This window comes from Rhizobium sp. S163 (genome assembly GCF_030380805.1).
Classification (GTDB): domain Bacteria; phylum Pseudomonadota; class Alphaproteobacteria; order Rhizobiales; family Rhizobiaceae; genus Rhizobium.
The window spans coordinates 1,128,182-1,151,187 of the sequence record NZ_JAUDSA010000018.1; the positions used below are offsets into that span (position 1 = coordinate 1,128,182).

Annotated in this window: 29 protein-coding genes and 1 pseudogene; 29 read left to right on the plus strand and 1 reads right to left on the minus strand. The window is 65.2% G+C overall.

Annotated features, from left to right (window positions below; genetic code table 11):
• Window positions 1-138 precede the first annotated feature (138 nt).
• The 12 genes and pseudogenes from QTL96_RS21260 to QTL96_RS21315 form a co-directional block, all read left to right on the plus strand.
• Window positions 139-531, plus strand: a pseudogene (locus QTL96_RS21260) (phage portal protein); the annotation flags it as partial.
• Window positions 532-656: 125 nt separating this feature from the next.
• Window positions 657-1,247, plus strand: coding sequence for an alpha-ketoglutarate-dependent dioxygenase AlkB (locus QTL96_RS21265; protein WP_289729072.1), 591 nt, complete (start codon window positions 657-659; stop codon window positions 1,245-1,247).
• Window positions 1,248-1,299: 52 nt separating this feature from the next.
• Entirely contained in the window at window positions 1,300-1,578 is a 279-nt protein-coding gene (locus QTL96_RS21270) for a ribbon-helix-helix domain-containing protein (protein WP_018898939.1), read from the plus strand.
• Window positions 1,575-1,886 carry a type II toxin-antitoxin system RelE/ParE family toxin gene (locus QTL96_RS21275; protein ID WP_047507577.1) on the plus strand — a complete coding sequence of 104 codons (312 nt, stop codon included), beginning with the start codon at window positions 1,575-1,577 and terminating at the stop codon, window positions 1,884-1,886. Before QTL96_RS21270 ends, QTL96_RS21275 begins: the two co-directional genes overlap by 4 nt.
• Window positions 1,887-2,037: 151 nt before the next feature.
• Window positions 2,038-2,355, plus strand: a complete 318-nt coding sequence (locus tag QTL96_RS21280; RefSeq protein ID WP_289729073.1) for a DUF6107 family protein — start codon at window positions 2,038-2,040, stop codon at window positions 2,353-2,355.
• Window positions 2,356-2,387: 32 nt separating this feature from the next.
• Entirely contained in the window at window positions 2,388-3,002 is a 615-nt protein-coding gene (locus tag QTL96_RS21285) for an HK97 family phage prohead protease (RefSeq protein WP_289729074.1), read from the plus strand.
• Between the two features lie 25 nt (window positions 3,003-3,027).
• Window positions 3,028-4,284 (plus strand): phage major capsid protein, encoded by a 1,257-nt coding sequence (locus QTL96_RS21290; protein WP_289729075.1) that lies wholly within the window; start codon window positions 3,028-3,030, stop codon window positions 4,282-4,284.
• A gap of 268 nt (window positions 4,285-4,552) precedes the next feature.
• Entirely contained in the window at window positions 4,553-5,122 is a 570-nt protein-coding gene (locus QTL96_RS21295; protein ID WP_289729076.1) for a head-tail connector protein, read from the plus strand.
• Window positions 5,122-5,457 (plus strand): phage head closure protein, encoded by a 336-nt coding sequence (locus QTL96_RS21300; protein WP_289729077.1) that lies wholly within the window; start codon window positions 5,122-5,124, stop codon window positions 5,455-5,457. The genes QTL96_RS21295 and QTL96_RS21300 overlap by 1 nt, the downstream gene beginning before the upstream one ends.
• Entirely contained in the window at window positions 5,454-5,876 is a 423-nt protein-coding gene (locus tag QTL96_RS21305; RefSeq protein WP_289729078.1) for a DUF3168 domain-containing protein, read from the plus strand. Before QTL96_RS21300 ends, QTL96_RS21305 begins: the two co-directional genes overlap by 4 nt.
• Before the next feature lie 84 nt (window positions 5,877-5,960).
• Entirely contained in the window at window positions 5,961-6,236 is a 276-nt protein-coding gene (locus QTL96_RS21310; protein ID WP_111561021.1) for a DUF1778 domain-containing protein, read from the plus strand.
• 3 nt (window positions 6,237-6,239) lie between these two features.
• Window positions 6,240-6,746, plus strand: a complete 507-nt coding sequence (locus QTL96_RS21315; protein ID WP_289729079.1) for a GNAT family N-acetyltransferase — start codon at window positions 6,240-6,242, stop codon at window positions 6,744-6,746.
• Here the strand turns inward: QTL96_RS21315 and QTL96_RS21320 are convergent.
• Window positions 6,734-7,948: an MFS transporter gene (locus QTL96_RS21320; RefSeq protein ID WP_289729080.1), complete on the minus strand. Its 1,215-nt coding sequence runs from the start codon at window positions 7,946-7,948 to the stop codon at window positions 6,734-6,736. The genes QTL96_RS21315 and QTL96_RS21320 overlap by 13 nt on opposite strands.
• A 129-nt stretch (window positions 7,949-8,077) precedes the next feature.
• On the opposite strand from QTL96_RS21320, the gene QTL96_RS21325 reads away from it, so the two are divergent.
• From QTL96_RS21325 to QTL96_RS21405, 17 genes are all read left to right on the plus strand, one after another.
• Window positions 8,078-8,485, plus strand: a complete 408-nt coding sequence (locus QTL96_RS21325) for a phage major tail protein, TP901-1 family (RefSeq protein ID WP_112980803.1) — start codon at window positions 8,078-8,080, stop codon at window positions 8,483-8,485.
• 2 nt (window positions 8,486-8,487) lie between these two features.
• Entirely contained in the window at window positions 8,488-8,859 is a 372-nt protein-coding gene (locus QTL96_RS21330; protein ID WP_289729081.1) for a gene transfer agent family protein, read from the plus strand.
• An 11-nt stretch (window positions 8,860-8,870) separates the two neighbouring features.
• Entirely contained in the window at window positions 8,871-9,116 is a 246-nt protein-coding gene (locus QTL96_RS21335) for a rcc01693 family protein (protein WP_289729082.1), read from the plus strand.
• Window positions 9,106-9,651, plus strand: coding sequence for a phage tail tape measure protein (locus tag QTL96_RS21340; protein ID WP_289729083.1), 546 nt, complete (start codon window positions 9,106-9,108; stop codon window positions 9,649-9,651). The genes QTL96_RS21335 and QTL96_RS21340 overlap by 11 nt, the downstream gene beginning before the upstream one ends.
• Window positions 9,652-9,658: 7 nt before the next feature.
• Entirely contained in the window at window positions 9,659-10,297 is a 639-nt protein-coding gene (locus QTL96_RS21345; protein WP_289729084.1) for a DUF2460 domain-containing protein, read from the plus strand.
• Window positions 10,294-11,184 (plus strand): DUF2163 domain-containing protein, encoded by an 891-nt coding sequence (locus tag QTL96_RS21350; RefSeq protein ID WP_289729085.1) that lies wholly within the window; start codon window positions 10,294-10,296, stop codon window positions 11,182-11,184. Before QTL96_RS21345 ends, QTL96_RS21350 begins: the two co-directional genes overlap by 4 nt.
• Window positions 11,181-11,615: an NlpC/P60 family protein gene (locus QTL96_RS21355; protein ID WP_289729086.1), complete on the plus strand. Its 435-nt coding sequence runs from the start codon at window positions 11,181-11,183 to the stop codon at window positions 11,613-11,615. Before QTL96_RS21350 ends, QTL96_RS21355 begins: the two co-directional genes overlap by 4 nt.
• Window positions 11,616-15,461 (plus strand): glycoside hydrolase/phage tail family protein, encoded by a 3,846-nt coding sequence (locus QTL96_RS21360; RefSeq protein ID WP_289729087.1) that lies wholly within the window; start codon window positions 11,616-11,618, stop codon window positions 15,459-15,461. It begins immediately after the preceding gene.
• 24 nt (window positions 15,462-15,485) lie between these two features.
• On the plus strand, window positions 15,486-15,695 hold the full coding sequence (locus tag QTL96_RS21365) for a hypothetical protein (RefSeq protein WP_018898877.1): 210 nt from the start codon (window positions 15,486-15,488) through the stop codon (window positions 15,693-15,695).
• A 196-nt stretch (window positions 15,696-15,891) separates the two neighbouring features.
• On the plus strand, window positions 15,892-16,140 hold the full coding sequence (locus QTL96_RS21370; RefSeq protein ID WP_289729088.1) for a hypothetical protein: 249 nt from the start codon (window positions 15,892-15,894) through the stop codon (window positions 16,138-16,140).
• 53 nt (window positions 16,141-16,193) lie between these two features.
• Complete coding sequence (locus tag QTL96_RS21375) at window positions 16,194-16,865, plus strand: response regulator transcription factor (protein ID WP_018898875.1); 672 nt, start codon at window positions 16,194-16,196, stop codon at window positions 16,863-16,865.
• Window positions 16,855-18,258, plus strand: coding sequence for a HAMP domain-containing sensor histidine kinase (locus tag QTL96_RS21380; RefSeq protein WP_289729089.1), 1,404 nt, complete (start codon window positions 16,855-16,857; stop codon window positions 18,256-18,258). The genes QTL96_RS21375 and QTL96_RS21380 overlap by 11 nt, the downstream gene beginning before the upstream one ends.
• Before the next feature lie 110 nt (window positions 18,259-18,368).
• Window positions 18,369-18,797 carry a hypothetical protein gene (locus tag QTL96_RS21385; protein ID WP_112943716.1) on the plus strand — a complete coding sequence of 143 codons (429 nt, stop codon included), beginning with the start codon at window positions 18,369-18,371 and terminating at the stop codon, window positions 18,795-18,797.
• A gap of 106 nt (window positions 18,798-18,903) precedes the next feature.
• Entirely contained in the window at window positions 18,904-20,070 is a 1,167-nt protein-coding gene (ccmI, locus tag QTL96_RS21390; protein WP_289729090.1) for a c-type cytochrome biogenesis protein CcmI, read from the plus strand.
• Window positions 20,067-20,519 (plus strand): cytochrome c maturation protein CcmE, encoded by a 453-nt coding sequence (gene ccmE / locus QTL96_RS21395; RefSeq protein WP_018898871.1) that lies wholly within the window; start codon window positions 20,067-20,069, stop codon window positions 20,517-20,519. The genes ccmI and ccmE overlap by 4 nt, the downstream gene beginning before the upstream one ends.
• Entirely contained in the window at window positions 20,516-22,504 is a 1,989-nt protein-coding gene (locus QTL96_RS21400) for a heme lyase CcmF/NrfE family subunit (RefSeq protein WP_289729091.1), read from the plus strand. The genes ccmE and QTL96_RS21400 overlap by 4 nt, the downstream gene beginning before the upstream one ends.
• Window positions 22,501-22,956 carry a cytochrome c-type biogenesis protein gene (locus QTL96_RS21405; RefSeq protein WP_289729092.1) on the plus strand — a complete coding sequence of 152 codons (456 nt, stop codon included), beginning with the start codon at window positions 22,501-22,503 and terminating at the stop codon, window positions 22,954-22,956. The genes QTL96_RS21400 and QTL96_RS21405 overlap by 4 nt, the downstream gene beginning before the upstream one ends.
• Window positions 22,957-23,006 lie beyond the last annotated feature (50 nt).

Below are 23,006 nucleotides of genomic sequence, written 5' to 3' on the forward strand. Positions count from 1 at the left end.
ACGCGTCATTCTTGAGCATCCAAGTCGCGGGGACATGCCCGCGACCGCCGCCCTTGAGACGGCTTGGGCTTAATCGCCCGATACAGACGATAGCATCGGCCAATTGAGCGCCGGTCGCAAACATCAGGAAACCGGATCATGAACCTTCGATCTCTCCTGCCGTGGGGCTCCGCGGCGGGCCGCACATCTGTGCCCGAACGAAAAGCCTCCAGCTTCATGTCGCTGACATCGGAGGGCAGGGCGAGCTGGACCGGCCGCTCCTACGCGGCATTGTCGCGCGAGGGTTTCATGCGCAATCCGGTGGCGCATCGCTGCGTCAGGATGGTGTCGGAGGCGGCCGCTTGCGTTCCGCTGCTGCTCTACGAGCAGGACCGCGAACGGCCGGATCACCCGCTGCTTCATCTCCTGCGCCAGCCGAATGCCCGCATGAGCGGCCCCGATTTCTTCGAGGCGCTCTACGGCCATCTGCTGCTGTCGGGCAACGCCTATATCGAGCCGGTCGAGATCGGCGGTGCGCTGCGAGAACTGCATCTGCGAGCGCGGCGAGCTCTGGAAGCGCGTGGGCGAGGCGGCGTTTCTGACGGATGAGGAGAAGCGGCAGGCGGTGGGGTATTGAGGGGGGGCGTCTGGCCAAATGCAGGCATAGAGTGTAAATGATGCTGATGCACTCAGCGCTTCCCGACGGTCTGACATACCAGCCGGATTTCATCTCCGAGGAGATGGCCCATGCGCTCGTCGCGGCACTGGATGGATCGCCTTGGGACGAAACTCTGAAGCGCCGCATCCAGCATTTTGGATACCGCTACGACTATCGCGCTAGGGCGGTGACCGGCGATGCCTATCTTGGGTCTCTACCGGATTGGCTTCACGATGTAGTCGCCCGCCTGGAATTGGCTCAGCACTTCTTACAGCCGCCCGATCAGGTCATCGCCAACGAATATGATCCGGGGCAGGGGATCAGCGCCCATGTCGATTGCGTCCCCTGTTTCGGCGACGATATCGCCTCGCTCAGCCTGCTGTCGCCCTGCGAGATGATCTTCCGTCATCCCGTCACCGGCGATAAGCGGATGTTGATGCTGGAGCCGCGCTCGCTGCTGAAAATGGATGGCCCGGCACGCTATGAATGGACCCACGAGATCCCAGCGCGGCTTGCCGATATCGTCGACGGCGAAAGGCGCCTGCGCGGAAGGCGGATATCGCTGACGTTTCGCAATGTGGTGAGGACGACGGGTGAGGGGCGAGATTGAGGCCAGCTCGGAAATTTGTTATACACCGTATTACAAATCGAGGAGCAAGCCGATGACCAAGCCCGTTCTCTCCGACCCGATTGCCCTGCGCATTCCAGAAGACATGCTGAAGGACATCGAGACCATCGCCAAGGCCACCGACCGCAGCCGCAGCTGGGTCATCGTCCGGGCGCTGAAGTATTACCTGATGGAAGAGGGGAATGATGTTCTGCAGACGCTCGCCGCTCAGGAAGAAGTAAGGCAGGGGAACGTCATGGATATGGACGATTTCCTGGCCGAGCTTGAGGCGGAAGACCGTATCGAAAACACCAAGCGGGATGACGCCGCATGAAAAAGGTGCGGATCGCAGCGCCAGCCATGCGTTTCGTCCGCCACGAAAAGGCCTATCTGAAGCGCGTCAATAACAAGGCTGCGGTTCATTTGGGCCAACGGCTCCGGCAGGTGACCAAGACGCTGTCCGAGTTTCCCGGCGCGGGCGCGCCAACACTCGCGCCCGGCGATGTCAGATGCTTCGTATCGCCGCCTTATCTCTTCGAATATGAAATCCACCCCGATGAGGTGGTCATCCTACTCATCTACCACGGACGACAGGAGCGACTGCTCCAGATCGATGAAGACGGCGATCTTTCAGACAGTTAACATCGAAATCTGAATCGTCCGCGTAGAACGGGCCACATCCGACGCCCGCGCGGAATCTACGCGTGAGCTGCGACCGCCAACCGATTCAAAAGACTCGGCGAAAGCCTGACTCGCACCCACACCCCACACCCCACCACAAAGGCCCAGACCAATGGCCGACTTCTCCAACGATACCAGCCTCTGGGCAACCAGGGCGCTGGGCGCGTCGGCGGGTGCCGCCGTGTCGCTGATCTATCTGTTGCCGAAGAGCCGGCGCGAGGCGGCGAGCCGGTTCTTTACCGGGCTGACCTGCGGCATCGTCTTTGGCGGCCCGACGGGGATCTGGATCGCCGAACGGATGGATCTGGTCGGTCAGCTTTCCGCTGTCGAAGTGATGCTGTCGGGCTCGGCCGCCTCCAGCCTCTGCGCGTGGTGGGGCCTCGGCATTCTACAGCGCATCGCCGGCCGATACGGCGCCCGTAACCGGTAAGGCGCCGGCCACAAAACCATGAAACGAGGAGCATGATCATGACCGCAAGCCGCGCGCTGGCGCGAACCCCCACGCGCTTGTCCACCCGGGCCATTCCCGGCGCGGAGACGCGCAAGTTCGCCAATCTGGAGCTACGTGGCCTCAGCCGCGATGGCACCTTTTCCGGCTATGCCAGCGTCTTCGGCGAGGTCGATCTCGGCAAGGATGCGATCGAGCGCGGCGCCTTTCTGCGCTCGCTGAAGACGCGCGGCGCCGGTGGCGTACGCATGCTCTTCCAGCATGATCCGGCCGAGCCGATCGGCGCCTGGAAGACGATCCGCGAGGATAGCCGCGGGCTCTACGTCGAGGGCGTGCTCGCCGATGGCGTCAGCCGCGCCCGCGAGGTGCACCAGCTTTTGAAGAACGGCGCGCTCGATGGCCTGTCGATCGGCTTTCGCACCGTCCGCGCCAAGACAGACGCCAAGTCGGGTGTGCGCCGGATTCTCGAGGCCGACCTCTGGGAGATCTCGGTGGTGACCTTCCCCATGCTGCCGTCCGCCCGCGTGCAGAACATCAAGAATGCGCGGTGGTTCCGCGACAAGGAGACCGAGCTTGTCCGCGCCATGCGCCGGGCCGCCCGGATGATGCTGCAAGACACATTCAAGTAGACCCTTCACAAAGGATGATCCCGCAATGACCAACACGCAGATTGCCGAGAAGACCGCCCCCGAAATCAAGGCCGCGCCGGAAATGACCGCCGCCTTCGACGAATTCATGGAAGCCTTCGAGGCCTTCAAGGAAACCAACGACGCCAGGCTCGGCGAGATCGAGCAGAAGCTGACGTCGGATGTCGTCACCCGCGACAAGATGGACCGCATCAGCCGCGCGATGGACGAGCAGAAGAAGGTACTCGACCAGCTGGCGCTGAAGAAGGCCCGCCCGCCGCTCGGCCGCAGCGCATCGGCGGGCGCCGAGACCACCGAGCACAAGGCCGCTTTCGAGCAGTATATCCGCCGCGGCGACGAGGCCGGCCTGCGCGAGATCGAGGCCAAGGCCATGTCTGCAGGCTCCGGCGCCGATGGCGGCTATCTCGTGCCCGACGAGACGGATAACGCCATCGGCCGCCGTCTCTCCGTCGTGTCGCCGATCCGCTCGATCGCGACGGTACGACAGGTCTCCGGCGCCGTGCTGAAGAAGCCCTTCGCGATCTCCGGCATGGCGTCGGGCTGGGTGGCCGAGACGGCGGCGCGCCCGCAGACCAATGGCGCCCAGCTTGCCGAGCTCTCTTTCCCGACCATGGAACTCTACGCCATGCCGGCCGCCACCCAGGCGCTGCTCGACGATGCCGCCGTCGATATCGAGGCCTGGATTTCGAGCGAGGTCGATACCGTCTTCGCCGAACAGGAAGGCGCGGCCTTCGTCGCCGGCGATGGTGTCAACAAGCCGAAGGGCCTGCTGGCCTACACCACGGTGGCCGACAGCGCCTGGAGCTGGGGCAATCTCGGCTACATCGCCACCGGTGCCGCCGGCGGCTTCAAGGCGACCGGCGCTTCCGACACGCTGATCGACACGATCTATTCGCTGAAGGCGGGTCACCGCCAGAACGCCAACTTCGTGATGAACCGAAAGACCCAGGCCGAGGTGCGCAAGCTGAAGGACGCCGAAGGCCGCTACCTCTGGCAGCCGCCGGCAACGGCAGGCGAAGCCGCCTCGCTGGTCGGCTTCCCCGTCGTCGAGGCCGAGGACATGCCCGATATCGCCGCCAACGCGATGGCCATCGCCTTCGGTGATTTTCGTGCGGGCTATCTGGTGGTCGACCGCACGGGGGTCCGCGTGCTGCGCGATCCCTATTCGGCCAAGCCGTATGTGCTGTTTTACACGACGAAACGAGTTGGCGGCGGGGTGCAGAACTTCGAGGCGATCAAGCTGGTGAAGTTTGCGGTGAGTTGAGTGGGTGAGGGGGGGGCGTGCAGCCTCGAAGGTGGCAACGCTCTGCCGTGCAACCCCCTCATCCGACCCTTCGGGCCACCTTCTCCCCGTTGGGGCGAAGGGGAGGTTGAGCGAGCGGCCAACCCAGAGTCTCTTCTCCCCAGCGGGGAGAAGGTGCCGGCAGGCGGATGAGGGGGCCACGCAGCACAACCTCTCACAAGAAGCCGGATGAGCGGCGCACCTTCTCATCCGCCGCCCACACCTCACCATATCACCAGGAACCCTACCCATGACCTACGCTCTCATCACCCCACCCGCATCCGAACCCATCACGCTCGCCGAGACCAAATCCCACCTCCGCCTCGACGACACCAACGAGGACACGCTGCTCGCCTCCCTCATCCGCACCGCCCGCGAGCACCTGGAGCGCACCACCGGCCTCAGCCTCATCGCCCAGACCTGGCGCCTCTATCTTGATTCAATTCCTGAAGACGGCGTGATTCAGATCGCGAGAGGCCCCGTCCAAGCCATTGAAAGCCTGACGCTTTACGACGCCGCAGGCGAAGAGCTCCAACTCCCGCTGACCGGCCACATCCTCGACGGCCACGCCCGCCCGGCGCGCCTCATGCTCGGCCGCGCCGTCAGTCCCGGCCAGCCGATCAACGGCATCGAGATCGACTTCACTGCCGGCTTCGGCGAGAGCGGCGCCGAGGTGCCGGATACGCTGAAGCGGGCGATGCTGATGCATGTGGCACAGATGTTCGCGTTCCGGGGCACGGTCGCGATCGAGGATCAGCCGGCGGATATTCCCGCAGGGTACGACCGCCTGATCGCGCCCTTCATGGTGAGGAGGCTCTGATGCGCTCGGTCTTCTTCGACCCTGGCCAGATGAAGGCGCGGCTGGCGCTGGAAGCGCCGGTGGAGACGCCAGACGGGCAGGGTGGCGCCACCGTCTCGTTTACCGAAATCGCCTCCTTCTGGGCCCGCATCGAACCGGTCAGCGAACTGCGCGAAGAACAGGCGGGTGCCGATGTCTTCACGCTGACCCACCGCATCTGGCTGCGCTTTCGCCACGATATCCAAGCCGGCATGCGGCTGCGCAAGGGCGCGCGCGTCTTCGCGATCCGCACTTGGCGCGACCCCGACGAGCGCGGCAACTATCTCGTCTGCCTGTGCGAGGAGGAAGCCCAATGAGCGCTGCCAATGAACTGCTGACGGCGATCCAGACGCGCCTCGCAAACGATGCGGAACTGTCCGCCATGATCGGCCCCGAAGGCCTGCGCGACCGCCTGGTCTCCGGCCGAAAACTCCCGGCCGTCATCGTCGCCGATCTCGCAAGCAACGACTATTCGACGGCGACCGAAACCGGCGCCGAGCACCTGCTGACGCTCGAAATCTGGACCGACGCCGGCGGTCGTAAAGAGGCCGCGACGATAGCCGAGCGCCTTAGCGCGCTGCTGCACGACGCGCCGCTCTCGCTGGAGACCCACCATCTCGTCAGCTTGCTGCATCTTTCGACACGCACCCGGCGTGAAATGAAGACGCGGCTGCATGTCGCCGAGATCCGGTTACGGGCGGCGACGGAAGTAGCGGTCGAGGTCTCGGGCGGCTGAAAGCCCAAATCTGGACTGCGTAGCCATATTGCTGTATAGACATTGTCCGTACGAATTCATGTGTCCGCATGCGGAGCGACTGAGATGCCTGGCGTCAAGAAAAGCGAAACCATCAACCTGCGCATCGATACTGAGACGCGCGAGATCATCGCGCGCGCCGCCGCCGTCAGCGGCAAGTCGCTCACAGCATTTATGACTGAGGCTGCGTTTTATTCGGCGCAAAAGGAGTTGCTCGATCAGCGTTTCATCGGCGTCGACGCGGCTGTCTTCGATGCCGTCGAGGGGCTTCTCGACGAACCGGCGAAGGCCAACGATAGGCTCGTCGCGCTGTTCAAATCCAACGCCGAATGGATCGACTGACGGATGTTTCGCAAGCCCGTTCCTCTTGGTGAACAGCATCTGGTCGATGATTTCGACAGCGGCAAACCGGCGCTGGATGGCTTCCTGAAGGACATGGCGCTCTATAATCAGCAGCAGGAATATACCCGGACCGTCGTCATCGCGACCGAGGATTACCGCGTCGTCGGCTATCACTCGCTGTGCGCGGGCATGATCAGCCGCAACAGCGCGCCGAGGCAGGTCAAGGGACATCGGGCGCCGGGCGAGATCCCGGTCGCGCTGCTGGCGCGTCTGGCGGTCGACCGCCGCCACCAGAATATGGGGCTGGGCAGGGCATTGTTGAAGCACGCGCTGATGTCCGTCGTCTCCTCGTCGCGCTCGGTCGCCTTTCGCGCCGTCATGGTTCATGCGCTGGACGATGAGGCGGAGGCCTTCTATCTGAAATTCGGCTTCCGCGCCGCCAAGGGCCTCGAGCGCACGCTGCTTTTGCCGACGAAGGACATCGTCGCTTCGCTGGCTCAGGCGACCTGAGCAACCGGCTTCGCGCGGCGGATGAGGCTTGCCAGCATCAGCACGAGGCCGAAGGCGACTGCGGCGAGCGTGCAGCATAGGGCCATCACCATGCCGGCGCCGGCGCGGTCGAGGATGGCGGTGAAGATGATGGGTGCGGCGGCGTTGGCGATGTTTTGCGGCAGCGAGAGGCGGGCGGCCTGCAGGCCGTATTCGCGCGGCGAAAACAGCGCCAGCGGCAGCAGCGCGCGGGCAACCGCCATGACGCCGGCGCCGAAGCTGTAGATCACGATGAAGCCGACGAGCAGCGATGTCGAGGGCGGGACGATCAGGATCAACCCGAAGCTCGCCACCATCAGGCCGATCCCGGCAATGGCGCTGACGATCGGGCTGCCGCGCTTGCCGAGCAGCATGTCCATGCCGCGCGCCGTTATGCCGATGACCCCACGCGCCGAGCCGAGCTGCAGCGCGAGCACCGGCGCGGCGCCGTATTGGCGCAGGACCTCCAGCAGCGATGGCGCCAGACCGAAGGTCACGAAGCTCGATAGCGTCGTTGCCGCCGCAAGCAGCAGGAAGGCCTTGCGCCGATCACCGGGCGAAAGATCGACCGGCGCCGCATGCATTTCGGCGGATCCCTCTTGCGCGGCGACCGGGCGCGGCAGGCCGAAGAGATAGAGCGGCAGGCAGACGCACAATTGCAGCGCCGCGCAGATGATGAAGGTGATCCGCCAGCCGAATTGGGCATCGAGCATGCTGAGGATCGGCCAGAACAGCGCGCTGGAGAGCCCGGTAAAGAGCATCAGGATGGCGATGACGCGTTTGCTGTTGAGGCCCTCGCGCTCGACGACGGCGGTATAGGTCGGCGTTGTCAGGCCGAGCGCGCCGCCGATGCCGATCACGATCCAGGAGATTGTGTAGAGCACGATGCCTTGCGCCGCCGCCAGCATGAGAAGCCCGGCGGAGAAGGTGACGGATGAGGCGGCAAGCACCGGCACGGCGCCGTGGCGCTGCAACAGCCGGCCGATCGTCGGGCCGAGAAGCGCAAGCACGACCATCATCACGGTCAGGCCGCCGAAGACGATCTCGTTCGCCAGCCCAAGATCGGGCGCGATCACCCGGCCCATGACGCCGAGCATGTCGAATGTCGTGCCCCAGCCGATGAGCTGCGTCACGGTGAGCACTGCAATCATCTGTGTCGAACGCAGGGGGAAAGGCCCGGGCATGGTGTGATTTCGGCGAATTGAGGGGATCGAAGCGGTCGTAGCATCTTCGCCATCAGGTTCAAAGTGACAAGTCGATGACATCACGGGCGTTCCTCACGGAGCGCCCTTTTTCGTGGAAGGGATGAGGCCATGGTGGCGCAGAAGGGCAAGGATCTGCTGTTGAGGGTTTTCAACGGCACGGATTATGAAACGGTGGCGGGGCTGCGCTCGAAGCGGCTGGCCTTCAATGCCGAGACGGTGGATGTGACCGATGCCGAAAGCGCCGGGCGCTGGCGCGAGCTCTTGGGCGGCGCCGGCGTGCAGCGAGCCTCGGTGTCGGGTTCAGGCATCTTCAAGGACGCGGCCTCCGACCAGCTGGTGCGCAACGCCTTCTTCAATGCCTCGATCCTGAGCTGGCAGATCGTCGTGCCGGATTTCGGCAGCGTCACCGGTCCGTTCCAGGCGAGCGCGCTTGAATATTCCGGCCAGTATAATGGCGAGGTGATGTTCGAGCTGGCGCTGGAATCGGCCGGTGCGATCACCTTCGAGGCGCTGTGATGGTGGGCGGGCGGCAAGGGGCCGCCATCGGGCGAAGGGCAAATCGCAGACGCGGCGAGATCGAGGCTGAGATCGACGGCGAGCGGCGGGTGTTGTGTCTGACGCTGGGCGCCTTGGCGGAGCTCGAGACGGCGTTTTCAGTCGATAGCCTGAACGGGCTGGCCGAGCGCTTCGCCGGCGGCCGGCTGAAGGCGGCGGATATGATCCGCATCATCGGCGCCGGCCTACGCGGCGGCGGCAATCTCTATTCCGACGAGGATGTGGCGGAGGCCGATGTCGAGGGCGGCATCAGTGGCTATGCCGCGATCGTCGGCGATTTGCTGATGGCGACGTTTTCGGGGGATGGCGCGGACGCCTCCGCGCGCCCCCTCTAGCCGCAGCGGGCATGGAGACGACGGACAGTGCGGGGCCTGCGCCTTTCCCCTGGGCGCGGGTTCTCCATGTCGGTCTCTGCCTGCTGCGGCTTCCCCCGCAATCCTTCTGGGCAATGACGCCGGTGGAGTTTCACGCCGCCGCCGGCGGGCTCTCGCCGCCGCATCCCGCCGTCTCCCGCGCCGATCTCGACGGGCTGATGGCCCGCTTTCCGGACAGCCGGGCACCATCCGAAACGAGGAACGACCATGACCGATGACCCGACGGACCTCTCCGCCATGACCGACGAAGCCGCGACGCTGCGGCGTGCGCTCGACGATCTGGAGGGCCGCTCGCGCTCCTTCGGCTCGGCGCTATCAGGGGCGCTGCGCAGTGCGGTCTCGGGCGGCAAGGGGCTGGATGATGTGCTGCGCGGGCTGGCCAATCGCATGACGGATATCGCGCTGCAGGCGGGATTGAAGCCGCTGGAGACGATGCTCTCGGGCGCCGCCTCCAGCCTCCTCGGTGGCGCTGGCAAGCTGCTGCCTTTCGCCGATGGCGGGGTGGTCTCGCAGCCCACCTATTTCCCTCTCGGCGGTGACATGGGGCTGATGGGCGAGGCGGGCAGCGAGGCGATCCTGCCCTTGCGGCGCGGTGCCGACGGTTCGCTCGGCGTCGCCGCATCGGGGGCGGGCTCGCAGCCGCAGATCGTCTTCAACGTCACCGCGACGGATGCCGAGAGCTTCCGAAAGAGCGAGGCGCAGATTTCCTCGATGCTGGCGCGCACCGCGATGCGCGGCCAGCGCAACCTGTGAGGTGATGATGTCTGGTTTCCACGAGGTGCGCTTTCCGCTGCGCCTGTCTTTGTCGACAAGCGGCGGGCCGGTCAGGCGCACCGATATCGTCAATCTCTCCAACGGCCTCGAAAGCCGCAACAGCCGCTGGCGCGATGCGCGGCGCAGCTATGACGCCGGCTCCGGCCTGCGCTCGGTGGCGGATCTCTACGAGGTGCTGGAGTTCTTCGAGGCCCGTAGCGGCGAGCTTTATGGCTTCCGCTTCCGCGATCCGATCGACTGGACCTCGACACGCCCGGGCGCCGAGATCGGACGCGGCGACCAGCCGATCGGCATCGGCGACGGGGTGACCGTCGCGTTCCCGCTCGCCAAGACCTACGGCGATGCCGGCGCCAGCAGTACGCGCCGGATTGAGAAGCCCGTCGAGGGCTCGGTCGTCGTCGCGGTGGATGGCGTGCCGCAGCCGTCGTCCGCCTTCGCCTGTGATGCCACGACCGGCATCGTCACCTTCGCGGCGGACGCCGTTCCACCGGAGGGCGCGTCGCTGACGGCCGGGTTCCTGTTCGACGTGCCGGTGCGCTTTGCGACCGGGCGCATCGACGTCAACCTCTCGGCCTTCAATGCCGGGCGCATTCCCACCATTCCGCTGATGGAGATCGTGCCATGAGGCATATTCCGGACGCGCTCGCCGCGCATCTTGCAGGCGACGCCACGACGCTCTGCCACGCTTGGCGGGTAACGCGCCGCGATGGCGTCGTGCTTGGGTTTACCGAACACGATCACGACCTGACCTTCGCGGGCACCACCTTCCTGGCGGCGAGCGGCTTTTCCGCCAGTGCCGCGGAAGAGGAGGCGGGATTGCCGGCCGCCACCAGCGATGTCGCCGGTGGTTTCTCCAGCGCGGCGATCACCGAGGAGGACCTGACGCGCGGCCGCTATGACGGCGCCCGCGTCGAGGTCCATCTCGTCAACTGGGCGGACCCCGAGCAGAATATGCTCTTGAAGGTGCAGGAAATCGGCGATGTCACGCGCGATGCCGGCCAGTTCCAGGCGGAGTTGCGCAGCTTCGCCAGCCGCCTCGGCGAGCCGCAGGGTCGCGTCTATGGCAGGCGCTGCGACGCGACACTCGGCGATACCAGATGCGGCGTCGATCTCTCGGCACCCGCGATGCGCGCCGAAGGCGTGGTGGTCGCGGTCGGGGATGCCAGCCGGCTTATGCTCTCGGGTATCAGTGTCGTGCCGGACGGCTTCTTCCGTTTCGGCGTGCTGAGCTTTCTCGATGGTGGCAATCAAGGCCAGCGGCTGGAGATCGAGACGCATGCGGTGAAGGACGATCTGCTGGAGCTGACGCTCTGGCTGCCGCTCGAGGCCACGCCACGGGCGGGCGACCGCGTCGTGCTCACGGCTGGCTGCGATAAGGCCTTTTCTACCTGTCGAGCGAAGTTCGCCAACCACCTGAATTTTCGCGGTTTCCCGCACATCCCCGGCACCGATTTCGCCTACACCTATGCCGATGGCGAGACCCTTCATGACGGGAGCGCGCTGTTCAAATGACCGACATTTCAACGCAAGTGCTGCGGCTGGCCGAAGGTTGGATCGGCACGCCCTACAGGCATCAGGCCTCGCTTAAGGGCGTCGGCTGCGATTGTCTCGGGCTGATCAGGGGCATCTGGCGCGAGCTTTACGGACAGGAGCCGGAGCGCCCGCCACCCTATGCGCCCGATTGGGCGGAGCGCGGCGGCGGGGATCGGCTAATGGAGGCCGCACTCCGGCATTTCGGCCCGCCGCTGCCGCTTGTCGAGGCGAGGCCCGGCGATGTGCTCCTGTTTCGCTGGCGCCCGCAGCTCGCCGCCAAGCATGCGGGTATCCTCTCGGGCGAGCGGCAGTTCATCCATGCATATGAGCAGGCGGCGGCGGTGACCTCGCCGCTGGTGCCGAGCTGGCGCCGGCGCATTTCGGGCGTCTTTCGTTTTCCGGAGAGATAGATGGCAACGCTCCTTTTTCAGGCCGCAGGCGCGGCGCTCGGCGGCGTCTTCGGCCCTGTCGGCGCCATTATCGGCCGCGCGGCCGGCGCTCTTGCCGGCAGCGTCGTCGATCACGCGCTGATCAACGGCCGCTCCACCGTGCGCGGCACACATCTGTCGAGCGCCCGCATTCCCGGCGCCGACGAGGGTACGGCGATCAACCGCGTTTATGGCAGCGTACGCGTCGGCGGCACGCTGATCTGGGCAACGCGCTTCGAGGAGGAGGTGACCACCGAGCGGCAGGGCGGCAAGGCCACCGGCGGCACCCGCGTCGAAAGCTTCCGCTACTTCGCCAATCTTGCGGTTGGCTTGGCGGAGGGGCCGATCGGGCATGTCAGGCGCGTCTGGGCCGATGGCAAGGAGCTGGATCTGACGAGGATCGAGATGCGCGTCTATCGCGGCGACGAGGCGCAGCTGCCCGATCCGCTGATCGAGGCCAAGCAGGGAGCGGGCAACGCGCCGGCCTATCGCGGGCTTGCCTATGTCGTCTTCGAGCGGCTGCCGCTCGATGCATACGGAAACCGCATTCCGCTGCTGCAGTTCGAGGTCGTGAGATCGGTCGGCGAGCTGGAAAATGAGATAAAAGCCGTCTGCATCATCCCCGGCGCCACCGAGCATGGCTATCAGCTGGCGCAGGTCTCGGAGAGTATAGCTGCCGGCAGCGCCCGCATTCTCAACCGCAACAGCCTGCGCGGCACGAGCGATTGGGATATCTCGATCGACGAGCTCATGGCGCTCTGCCCCAATCTCGAGCGTGTGGCGCTCGTCGTCGCGTGGTTCGGCACCGATCTGCGCGCAGGCCAATGCCGCGTGGTGCCCGGCGTCGAGGTGGCGAGCCGTGCCGAGGAAAGCACGCCGTGGTTGGTATCCGGCATCGCGCGCGGCGCGGCCCATCTCGTCAGCCGCAACAATGGCGGCCCGGCCTATGGCGGAACGCCCGACGATGCCAGCGTGCTGGCGGCAATCGCCGATCTCAGGAGCCGTGGCCTTGAGGTCTATCTCTATCCTTTCGTGATGATGGATATTCCCGCAGACAACGCGCTTGCCGACCCCTATGGCGGCGTGCATCAGGCGTCCTATCCCTGGCGCGGCCGCATCACCTGCGATCCAGCGCCGGGGCGGCCTGCTAGCGCCGATCGGACGGTTGCCGCGCGCGGGCAGGTCCAGGCCTTCGCCGGCAATGCGCAGGCCGGCGATTTCACGATTGCGGGCGGCCATGTGGCCTATCATGGTGGCGAGGAAAGTTACCGGCGGTTCATCCTGCACTATGCGCAACTGGCGCGCCTTGCGGGCGGGGTCGATGGCTTCCTGATCGGCTCCGAGCTTCGCGGCCTGACGCAACTGCGCGATGGCGGCAATGCCTTTCCATTCGTCGAGGCGCTGGTGCGGCTGGCGGGCGATGTCAGGACGCTCTTGCCGGCAGCAAAGATCACCTATGGCGCCGATTGGAGCGAGTATTTCGGCTATCATCCGGCCGACGGCAGCGGCGACGTCTATTTCCATCTCGATCCGTTCTGGGCCTCGCCCGACATCGATGCCGTCGGGATCGACAATTACATGCCGCTCGCCGACTGGCGTGACGACGATCTGGCCAGCGCCAATCCCGACGGCTTCCGCCTTGCCGATGATCGAAATGCGCTGACGGCGGCGATCACTAGCGGCGAGGGTTTCGAATGGTACTACGCGGATGACGATGCCCGCAAAACCCGGCAGCGCAGTCCGATCACCGATGGGCTCGCCGGCAAGCCCTGGGTCTTCCGCTACAAGGACATCGCCGCCTGGTGGGCCAATCCGCACTACGAGCGCATCGGCGGTGCCGAGCGTGCGGCGCCCACGGCGTGGATCCCGTCGGGCAAGCCGATCTGGTTCACCGAACTCGGCTGCGGCGCGGTCGACAAGGGCGCCAACCAGCCGAATGTCTTCGCCGACCCGAAGTCGGTGGAAAGCGGGGCGCCGTATTTCTCTACCGGCATGCGCTCGGACAGCATGCAGCGCAGGTTCCTTGAGGCGCACCATCTCTGGTGGGCCGGCGATGATGCGCCCGCTGGCATGGTCGATCCCTCGCATCTCTTCGTCTGGTGCTGGGATGCGCGGCCGTTCCCGGCCTTTCCGCTGGCAACGGATATATGGTCCGATGGCGGTAACTGGCGCACCGGGCACTGGCTGAACGGAAGGCTCGGCGCGGGCACCCTGGCCGATATCATGGCGGCGGTGCTGAGCGACCATGGCTTTTCGGATTTCGACGTCTCCGAGGTGAGCGGCGACCTGATCGGTTACGTCAAGGGCGAACTCGGCTCGGCTCGCGATCTGATCGAGCCGCTGCTGCAGGCGTTCCAGATCGATGCTTTCGAGGATGCCGGCCTGCTGCGCTTCCGCTCGCGCACACGCGCCAGCCTGCCGGCGCTACCGATCGAGACGCTCGTCGACAGCGAGAACGAACCGCTGTGGCAGGAGACCCGCGGCCACGACAGCGATTTCGCCGCCGAGGCGGTGATGACCTTCTACAATCCCGACCTCGACTACGAGCAGGCCAGCGCCCGCTCGCATCGCGCCGGGCAGGCGACGAGCCGGCTGATCAAGCAGGATCTGCCCGCCGTGCTTGCCGAAGAGACGGCGCTCGATGCGGCCGAGGCGTTGTTGCGCGACGTCAGAATTGCTCGCCGCTCGCTGCGCTTCTCGCTGGCGCCGGGCCGGCTCGATGTACAGCCGGGCGATGTCGTCTCGCTCGCGGATGGTCCCGATGGCCGCTTCCTGGTCTCGCGCATCGAGGATGGTGATGCCCGCCGCATCGAGGCGCGGGCCTTTGCGCCATCCTCGGGCGGTGCTCCGCCCACCGTGACCGACGGCCGCAATGGCGGCGGCACCGCGTCGAACCTGTTCAAACCGCTGGTCCATCTCATGGATCTGCCGCGCTTCGACGGCGAGGCGGCGATGAGCTTCGCCCGGGGCGCGGTCTTCGCCAAGCCGTGGCGCACCGTCGGCCTGTCGTCATCGGCGACGACGGAGGGATATCGGGGCAGGGTGGTGCTCGACCGTCCGGCAACGATGGGGACTCTTGTGTCCGCATTGGCACGCGGCGTCACCGGCCGTTTCGACTGGTCCGAGCCGCTGATCGTCGATCTCGCTTATGGCGAACTGTCCTCGGCGGCCGAGATAGCGGTGCTGAACGGCGCCAATCGGCTGGCGGTGCGCTCGGTGAGTGGCGTCTGGGAAATCCTGTCCTTCCTGCAGGCCGACGAGATCGCGGCAGGCCGCTGGCGGCTGACTGGCTTGCTGCGCGGGCTTGCCGGCACCGAGGATGCGATGGCGTCCGGCAGCCCCGAGGGTGCGGCGGTCGTGTTGCTCGACGAGGCGGTCGAGCCGCTTGGCCTCCGCAGCGACGAGGCCGGCCTGTCGCTCAACTGGATCGCCGAGGCGGCCGGTTCGCTTGCCATGGCGGGGCCGTTCGTGTTCGCGGGCGGCCTGCGCGCAGAGACGCCGCTCGCCCCGGTGCATCTGCGCTGCCGGCGCACGGATGCTGGCGATGCCGTGATCTCCTGGACCCGGCGCGGACGCGACAATGCCGACGGCTGGACCGGCGCCGACATTCCGCTCGACGAGCCCTTCGAACGTTACCGCGTCGAGATACTCGACAGCGCTGACACGGTGGTCCGCGCCGTCGAGGTCGGGACGCCGGAATGGACCTATCCGCTCGCCGGCGAGGTGCTCGATTTCGGCGAGCGACAGACGAGCCTTGCGGTGACGGTGCGCCAGCTTGGCGAGCGCGTGCCGTTGGGATTGCCCGCGCGGGCAAGCTTTCAGACGTGACATTTCAACCGAAGGAGAAGGACGATGCCTGATTTGAAAAACTGGTACAGCTCGAAGACCATCTGGGGCGCGGTCGTTGCGATCCTCGCTTCGGCTTTGCACTTTACGGGTGTGGATATCGCATCCGGCGACCGCTCTCAGATCGTCGATGCGATCGTCAACATCGCGGGCGCGCTGGGTGGTCTGCTCGCGGTCTATGGCCGGGTGACGGCGAAGTCCGCGATCAAGCCTTGAGTCTATAGGCGATAGCGGCACGGTGGCGCGAATGCCGCCGCCAACCGTGCCTTTCCGGCCACAGCAGCGCTGTCGGGTGCCTTGCGGCATGCTCCGAGACACCCCCAAGCACCCGACATTACCTTGCATTCATTTGCCATTCAGGTCTCCTGAGTACATAGTCAGGTCAAGTTGGTATCCATTGAAAGCATAGCACATGGCCTCTCCTCTGAGCGTCGCAGCGTTGGCCGTTTGGCTGACGGTACCGTCGCCCTCACCGGATAATGCGCACAACCTTTTGGTGCGTGTAGCAGGCGATTGCAGTGAAGCCGCCCAGCAGGTTGTCGAGAAGACCGGGGGGCAGCTGCTCTCCGTTCAGCCCTCCGGCGACAGCTGCATCATCACCGTGCTCGTCCAGGGCAACGGCCAGCGACCGCGTAAAGTAACCGTCAAGGTTCCGATGTAGGCAGAATCGCCCTATTTAGACATCGAAGACATAAAGCGGAGTAGAGCGGACCGATGCGCATCCTGGTAGTCGAAGACGACGTCAATCTGAATCGTCAGCTGAGCGAAACCCTGAAAGAGGCCGGCTACGTCGTCGATCAGGCGTTCGACGGCGAGGAGGGGCACTTCCTCGGCGATACCGAACCCTATGACGCGATCATCCTCGATATCGGCCTGCCCGAACTCGACGGCGTCAGCGTTCTGGAAAAGTGGCGCGGCGCCGGTCGCGGCATGCCGGTGCTGATCCTGACGGCTCGCGACCGCTGGAGCGACAAGGTCGCCGGCATCGACGCTGGCGCCGACGACTATGTCACCAAGCCGTTCCACGTCGAAGAGGTTCTGGCCCGCATCCGCGCGCTCATCCGCCGCGCCGCCGGCCACTCTTCGTCCGAGATCGTCTGCGGCCCCGTTCGCCTCGACACCAAGACCTCCAAGGCTGTGGTCAACGGCGTCGCGCTGAAGCTCACCTCGCACGAATACCGGCTCTTGGCTTATCTCATGCATCACATGGGCGAGGTGGTGTCGCGCACCGAGCTGGTCGAGCACATGTACGACCAGGATTTCGACCGCGACAGCAACACGATCGAAGTCTTCGTCGGTCGCCTGCGCAAGAAGATGGGCGTCGATCTGATCGAAACGGTGCGCGGTCTCGGCTACCGCATCCAAGCGCCGACCAATGCGAATTAAGTCTCTTACCGCACGCGTCCTGCTTCTGACCACGATCTGGTCGACCGTGGCGCTTGTCGTAATCGGCCTGTTGATCTCGACGCTCTACCGCAAGAGCGCCGAGCGCGGCTTTCAGGATCTTCTGCGCGCGCAGCTCTATAACGTCATCAACTCGGTGGCGATCGGCGATCAGGGCGCGCTGTCGGGCAGCCCGCAGCTCGGTGACCTGCGCTTCGCCCAGCCGAAGACCGGCTGGTACTGGATGGTCGAGCCGCTGGGGACCTACACGGCCCCGCCGCTGGTCTCGCCATCGCTCGGCGCCACGACCATCCCCGTTCCCTCCGTGCTGGAAGCGCCGTTCGACAAGAACTACGAGCGCTACTACCAGGTCACCGACACCTCGCAGAACCGTATCCAGGTCGCCGAGACCGAAGTGGTGCTCGACACCGATGGCCGCGCCGCGCGCTTTCGCGTCACCGGCAATGTGGATGTCGTCGAGGACGACGTCCGCAACTTCTCCCACAGCCTCTATCTCGCGCTTGCCGGCTTCGGCGTCGGCAGCCTGATCGTCAACGCGCTCGCCATTCTCTATGGCCTGAAGCCGCTCGACAAGGCGCGCGCCGCACTGGAGCGCATCCGCGCTGGCGAGAGCGAGCAGTTGAAGGGCGAGTTCCCGCGCGAAATCCTGCCGCTTGCCAACGAGGTCAACGCGCTGATCGACAGCAACCGCCGCATCGTCGAGCGCGCCCGCATGCAGGTCGGCAATCTCGCCCATTCGCTGAAGACGCCGATCGCCGTGCTGCTCAACGAAGCCCGCGTCTTGGAGCGCTCGCATGGCGAGCTCGTCAAGAGCCAGGCGGAATCGATGCAGGGCCAGGTGCAATCCTATCTCAACCGCGCCCGCATTGCCGCCCAGCGCGAATCCGTGCTCGCCCGTACCGACGCCGAGCCGGCGCTGGAACGGCTGGTGCGCGTCATGCGCCGCCTGAACGTCGACAAGGAATTCGACCTCGTCGTCAACCCGCCGCATCTGGCCGTGGCGCTGGAGCAGCAGGACTTGGAGGAAGTGGTCGGCAACCTGCTTGAAAACGCCTCGCGCTTTGCCGTCCACAAGGTCAGGCTTTCGGTCGCCGAAGCCCCCGATGACGTCAAAGGCGGGGAGGGCAGCGCCCGCCGCCACTGGGTCGAGGTGATCGTCGAGGATGATGGCCCGGGCCTGGAGCCCGACCAGATCCGCGAGGCGCTGAAGCGCGGCCGCCGTCTCGACGAGAGCAAGCCTGGCACTGGCCTTGGCCTGTCGATCGTCACCGAGATCGCCAACGAGTATCAAGGCCGGCTGGAACTGTCGCGCGGCGAGTGGGGCGGGCTGAAGGCGCGCCTTATTCTTCCCGGTGTCACAAAGGATGTTGCGTGACGGGCGGCTTGATGCCAGAAAGACATTTGCATAGCATGCTTTACCTCGGCCTAAGGCGGGGTGCGGCTTGCACCTGTGGCGCGTTTGACACTTGGTTCGGGTTCGACTGAATGATACCTAGCTCAAAAGGCATAATTGGTCTTTCTCTTGTGGCATGCATGGCTTTGACCGGCTGCCAGACGACGAAGAGCGGCGCCTCATCCGGCCTTTTCGGCGGCCGCAAGCCATCGGCCTCCGCCACCATCATCGAAGCCCTGCAGGGCGGTATCGTCGGCCGCACCGGCGTGACCTTGAGCGACAGCGACCGGCAGCGGGCGCTGGAAGCTGAGTATCGCGCGTTGGAAGGCGCCGCCGTTGGCCAACCGGTCGTGTGGAGCGGCCGCAATGTCAGCGGCAAGGTCGTGGCTGCGGCTCCTTATCAGGTCGGATCGCAGAATTGCCGCCAGTACACCCACACGCTCACCGTCGACGGCAAGGACACCCTGGCGCGCGGTTCGGCCTGCCGCAACGAGAACGGCAGCTGGTCGCCACTGGGTTAGTCGATCCCGGTCGCTTCTTGTCTGCGACAGCTGCAAAATGCTTCAAATCATCGTCATCGCGGCTTTGCATATTGGAATGATCCCGCGCTTCGAGTAATTGGCGATCATGACTTTCTGGATTCTCCTGGCCGTGATGACGGCATCCGTTGCCGCTCTTCTGCTTTATCCGCTTTTGCGGGGCTCGAAGGCGACCGGCGATAGCCGTGCCGGCGAAACCGCCGTCTACCGCGACCAGCTTGCCGAGCTCGACCGCGACCGCGCCGGTGGTTTGATCTCCGCCGAGGAAGCCGAATACGCCCGCGCTGAAATCGGCCGTCGGCTGCTTGCAGTATCGAGCGCAGAGACCTCTGCTGCTCCCAAGGCCGGGCGCGGATACCGTCGCGCTGCCGAAGTCTTCGTGCTGATGCTCCTGCCGCTCACGGGGCTCTGTCTTTACATCATAATGGGCAGACCCGATCTGCCCTCGCAGCCTCTCGAGGCGCGCCTGGAGAATCCCGGCAATGACATGGCGATCCTTGTCGCCAAGGCCGAGCGGCATCTCGCCGAGAACCCGGATGACGGCAAGGGCTGGGACATCCTGGCGCCGATCTACTTCAACACCATGCGCATCGCCGACGCCGAAACCGCATACCGCAACGCCATCCGCTTGCTCGGCGAAACGGCGGCCCGGCTCGATGGGCTGGCCGAAACGCTGATTGCCGCCTCGAGCGGCGTGATCACCGACGATGCGCGCGATGTGCTGACGCGGTCGCTGAAGCTGGAGCCGGAAAACCCACGCGCCCGCTTCTACATCGCGCTCGGCCTCGAACAGGCGGGCAAGGCCGACGAGGCTCGTGCCGGCTTCGAGGCGATCGCCAAGCAGTCTCCGCCCGACGCGCCATGGATGCCGCTGGTGAGCGAGCATATCGCCAAGAACGGCGGCACACCGGCGGCAGGCAATGCTCCCACGTCAGCCGCGCCGCTCGGCGGGCCGACGCAGGCTGATGTCGCGGCGGCCGATCAGATGAACAGCGGCGATCGTCAGCAGATGATCCGCGGCATGGTCGACAGTCTCGACGCGAAGCTGACCGAGAACCCCGACAATCTCGACGGATGGCTGCGGCTGGTCCGCTCCTATATGGTATTGAACGACAAGGACCGCGCGACGGCGGCGCTGAAGCGCGGGCTGACGGCTTTCCCCGCTGATGGCGAGAAGGGCAAGCAGCTTGTGGCACTCGCCCACGAACTCGGTCTTCCCGCGGACGCAGCGGCGACACAAGGAACGATGCAATGACGCGCAAGCAGAAACGCCTTGCGGTAATCGGCGGCGGAATGAGCTTCATTGTCGCGGCCGTTCTGCTTGTGATGTTCGCCTTCAGCAACTCGGTCGCCTATTTCTACATGCCGGCCGATCTCGCCAGCAATCCGGTCCCTCCTGGAACCCGTATCCGCCTCGGCGGCCTGGTCGGCGAGGGCAGTGTGGTGAGGGGGGCAGGCTCGACGGTGCGTTTTGCCGTGACCGATGCCTCGGGCGATCTGGTCCATGTCCGCTTCACCGGCATCCTTCCCGATCTTTTCCGCGAAGGGCAGGGCGTGGTGACCGAGGGCACCTTCGAGAGCGGCAGCGACGTCTTCACCGCCGATACCGTGCTTGCCAAGCACGACGAGAAATACATGCCCAAGGATGTCGCCGACAGGCTGAAACAGCAGGGGCTCTGGAAAGACGAACAGGCGGCGAAATGATCATCGAAATCGGCCACTACGCTCTCATTCTGGCGCTCGCCACCGCGATCATCGTGTCGCTCGTGCCGCTGATCGGCGCCCGGCGCGTGGACCAGGCGATGATGGATGTCGGGCCGATCGGCTCTGTCGTCCTCTTCGCGCTGGTCGCCTTCTCCTTCGGCGTCTTGACCTATGCGCATGTCGTCTCTGACTTCTCGGTGAAGAACGTCTGGGAAAACTCGCACTCGCTGATGCCGCTGATCTACAAATACTCCGGCGTCTGGGGCAATCACGAGGGATCGATGATGCTCTGGCTCTTGATCCTGGCTCTCTTCAGCGCGCTGGTCGCCATCTTTGGCCGCAATCTTCCCGAGACGCTGAAGGCCAATGTGCTTTCGGTTCAGGCCTGGATCTCGGTGGCCTTCCTGCTCTTCATTCTGCTTACCTCCAATCCCTTCGCGCGCCTCGATCCGGCGCCGGCGGAGGGCAAGGATCTGAACCCGATCCTGCAGGACATCGGCCTCGCCATCCATCCGCCGTTGCTCTATCTCGGCTATGTCGGCTTCTCCGTCTGCTTCTCCTTTGCTGTTGCCGCGCTGATCGAAGGCCGCATCGACGCCGCATGGGCGCGCTGGGTGCGCCCCTGGGCGCTGGCGGCCTGGACTTTCCTCACGCTCGGCATCGCCATGGGCTCCTACTGGGCCTATTACGAGCTCGGCTGGGGCGGCTGGTGGTTCTGGGATCCGGTCGAAAACGCCTCCTTCATGCCCTGGCTCGCCGGCACGGCGCTGCTGCACTCGGCGCTCGTCATGGAAAAGCGCGAGGCGCTGAAGATCTGGACCGTGCTGCTCGCCATTCTGACGTTCTCGCTGTCGCTGATGGGCACCTTCCTGGTGCGCTCGGGCGTGCTGACCTCGGTGCACGCCTTCGCCAGCGACCCCTCGCGCGGCGTCTTCATCCTCTGCATCCTGCTGCTCTTCATCGGCGGCGCGCTGTCGCTCTTCGCCTTCCGCGCGCCGAGACTGACGGCCGGCGGCCTGTTCGCGCCGATCTCGCGCGAAGGAGCGCTCGTCGTCAACAACCTGATCCTGACGGTTGCCTGCGGCACTGTGCTGACGGGCACGCTTTATCCGCTGGTTCTGGAAACCATGACCGGCGACAAGATCTCTGTCGGCCCGCCCTTCTTCAACATGACCTTCGGCCTGTTGATGGCGCCGCTTCTGGTCATCGTGCCCTTCGGCCCGTTGCTCGCCTGGAAGCGCGGTGATCTGCTGGGCGCCCTGCAGCGGCTCTATGTGGTTGCCGCACTCGCCTTCGTCGCCGCCGTCCTGTTCTTCTATCTCCAGCATGGCGGCCCGGTCATGTCGGTTCTCGGTCTCGCGGCCGGTCTGTTCCTGGTCCTCGGCGCCATCGCCGACCTGTGGTACCGCGCCGGCGTCGGCAAGCAGCCTCTTGGCATTGCCTGGCGCCGCCTCAAGGGCCTGCCGCGCTCCGCCTTCGGCACGGCGCTCGCCCATGCGGGCCTCGGCATCTCGGTGCTTGGCATCGTCGCCGTCTCCACCTTCCAGACCGAGCACGTGCTGCAGATGAAGCAGGGCGAGGTGACCGATGCCGGCGGCTACACGCTGCGCTTCGACGGGATGCGCGAGGCGACCGGTCCGAACTACACCGAGGATCGCGGTCATTTCACCATCGGCAGGGGTGGCGTCGAGGTGGCTGACGTCTGGTCGGCAAAGCGTATTTACACCGCCGGCCAGATGCCGACAACGGAAGCCGGCATCCTGACCTTCGGCGCAAGCCAGCTTTACGTCTCGCTCGGCGATCCGACCGATGACGGCGGCATCGTAGTGCGCATCTGGTGGAAGCCCTATATTCTCTGCATCTGGGGCGGTGCGCTCGTCATGGCGTTTGGCGGCTTCATTTCGCTCAGCGACCGACGCCTGCGCGTCGGCGCGCCACGTCGCAAGGCAAAGCCGCTGCAGCCTGTCATGGAGCCGGCCGAATGATGCGTAGCTTCCTTCTGGCCCTCTTCCTGATCGCATCCGCAGCGCCGGCCTTCGCCGTCAACCCGGACGAGATGCTGAAAGATCCCGCGCTCGAGAGCAGGGCGCGCGCGATCTCGGCGGAATTGCGCTGCATGGTATGCCAGAACCAGTCGATCGACGATTCCAACGCCGAACTGGCCAAGGACCTGCGTCTGCTGGTGCGAAAGCGCATTGCCGATGGCGACAGCGACCAGCAGGTCATGAGCTACATCGTCTCCCGTTACGGCGAGTTCGTGTTGCTGAAGCCGCGTTTCGAGACAAAGACGCTGCTTCTGTGGGGGGCTCCGATCCTGCTCGCGTTGCTGGGCGGCCTGTCGCTCGTCGTCTTCGCCCGCCGCTATGCCGGCCAGCCGACCGGATCGACGCTGACAAGCGAAGAGCAGGCGCGTTTGAGCGAGCTACTGAAAAAGTAGGCTCCAGGCGGAAGAATTCGGACATTACGAATTTTTCATGCCTCGGACAG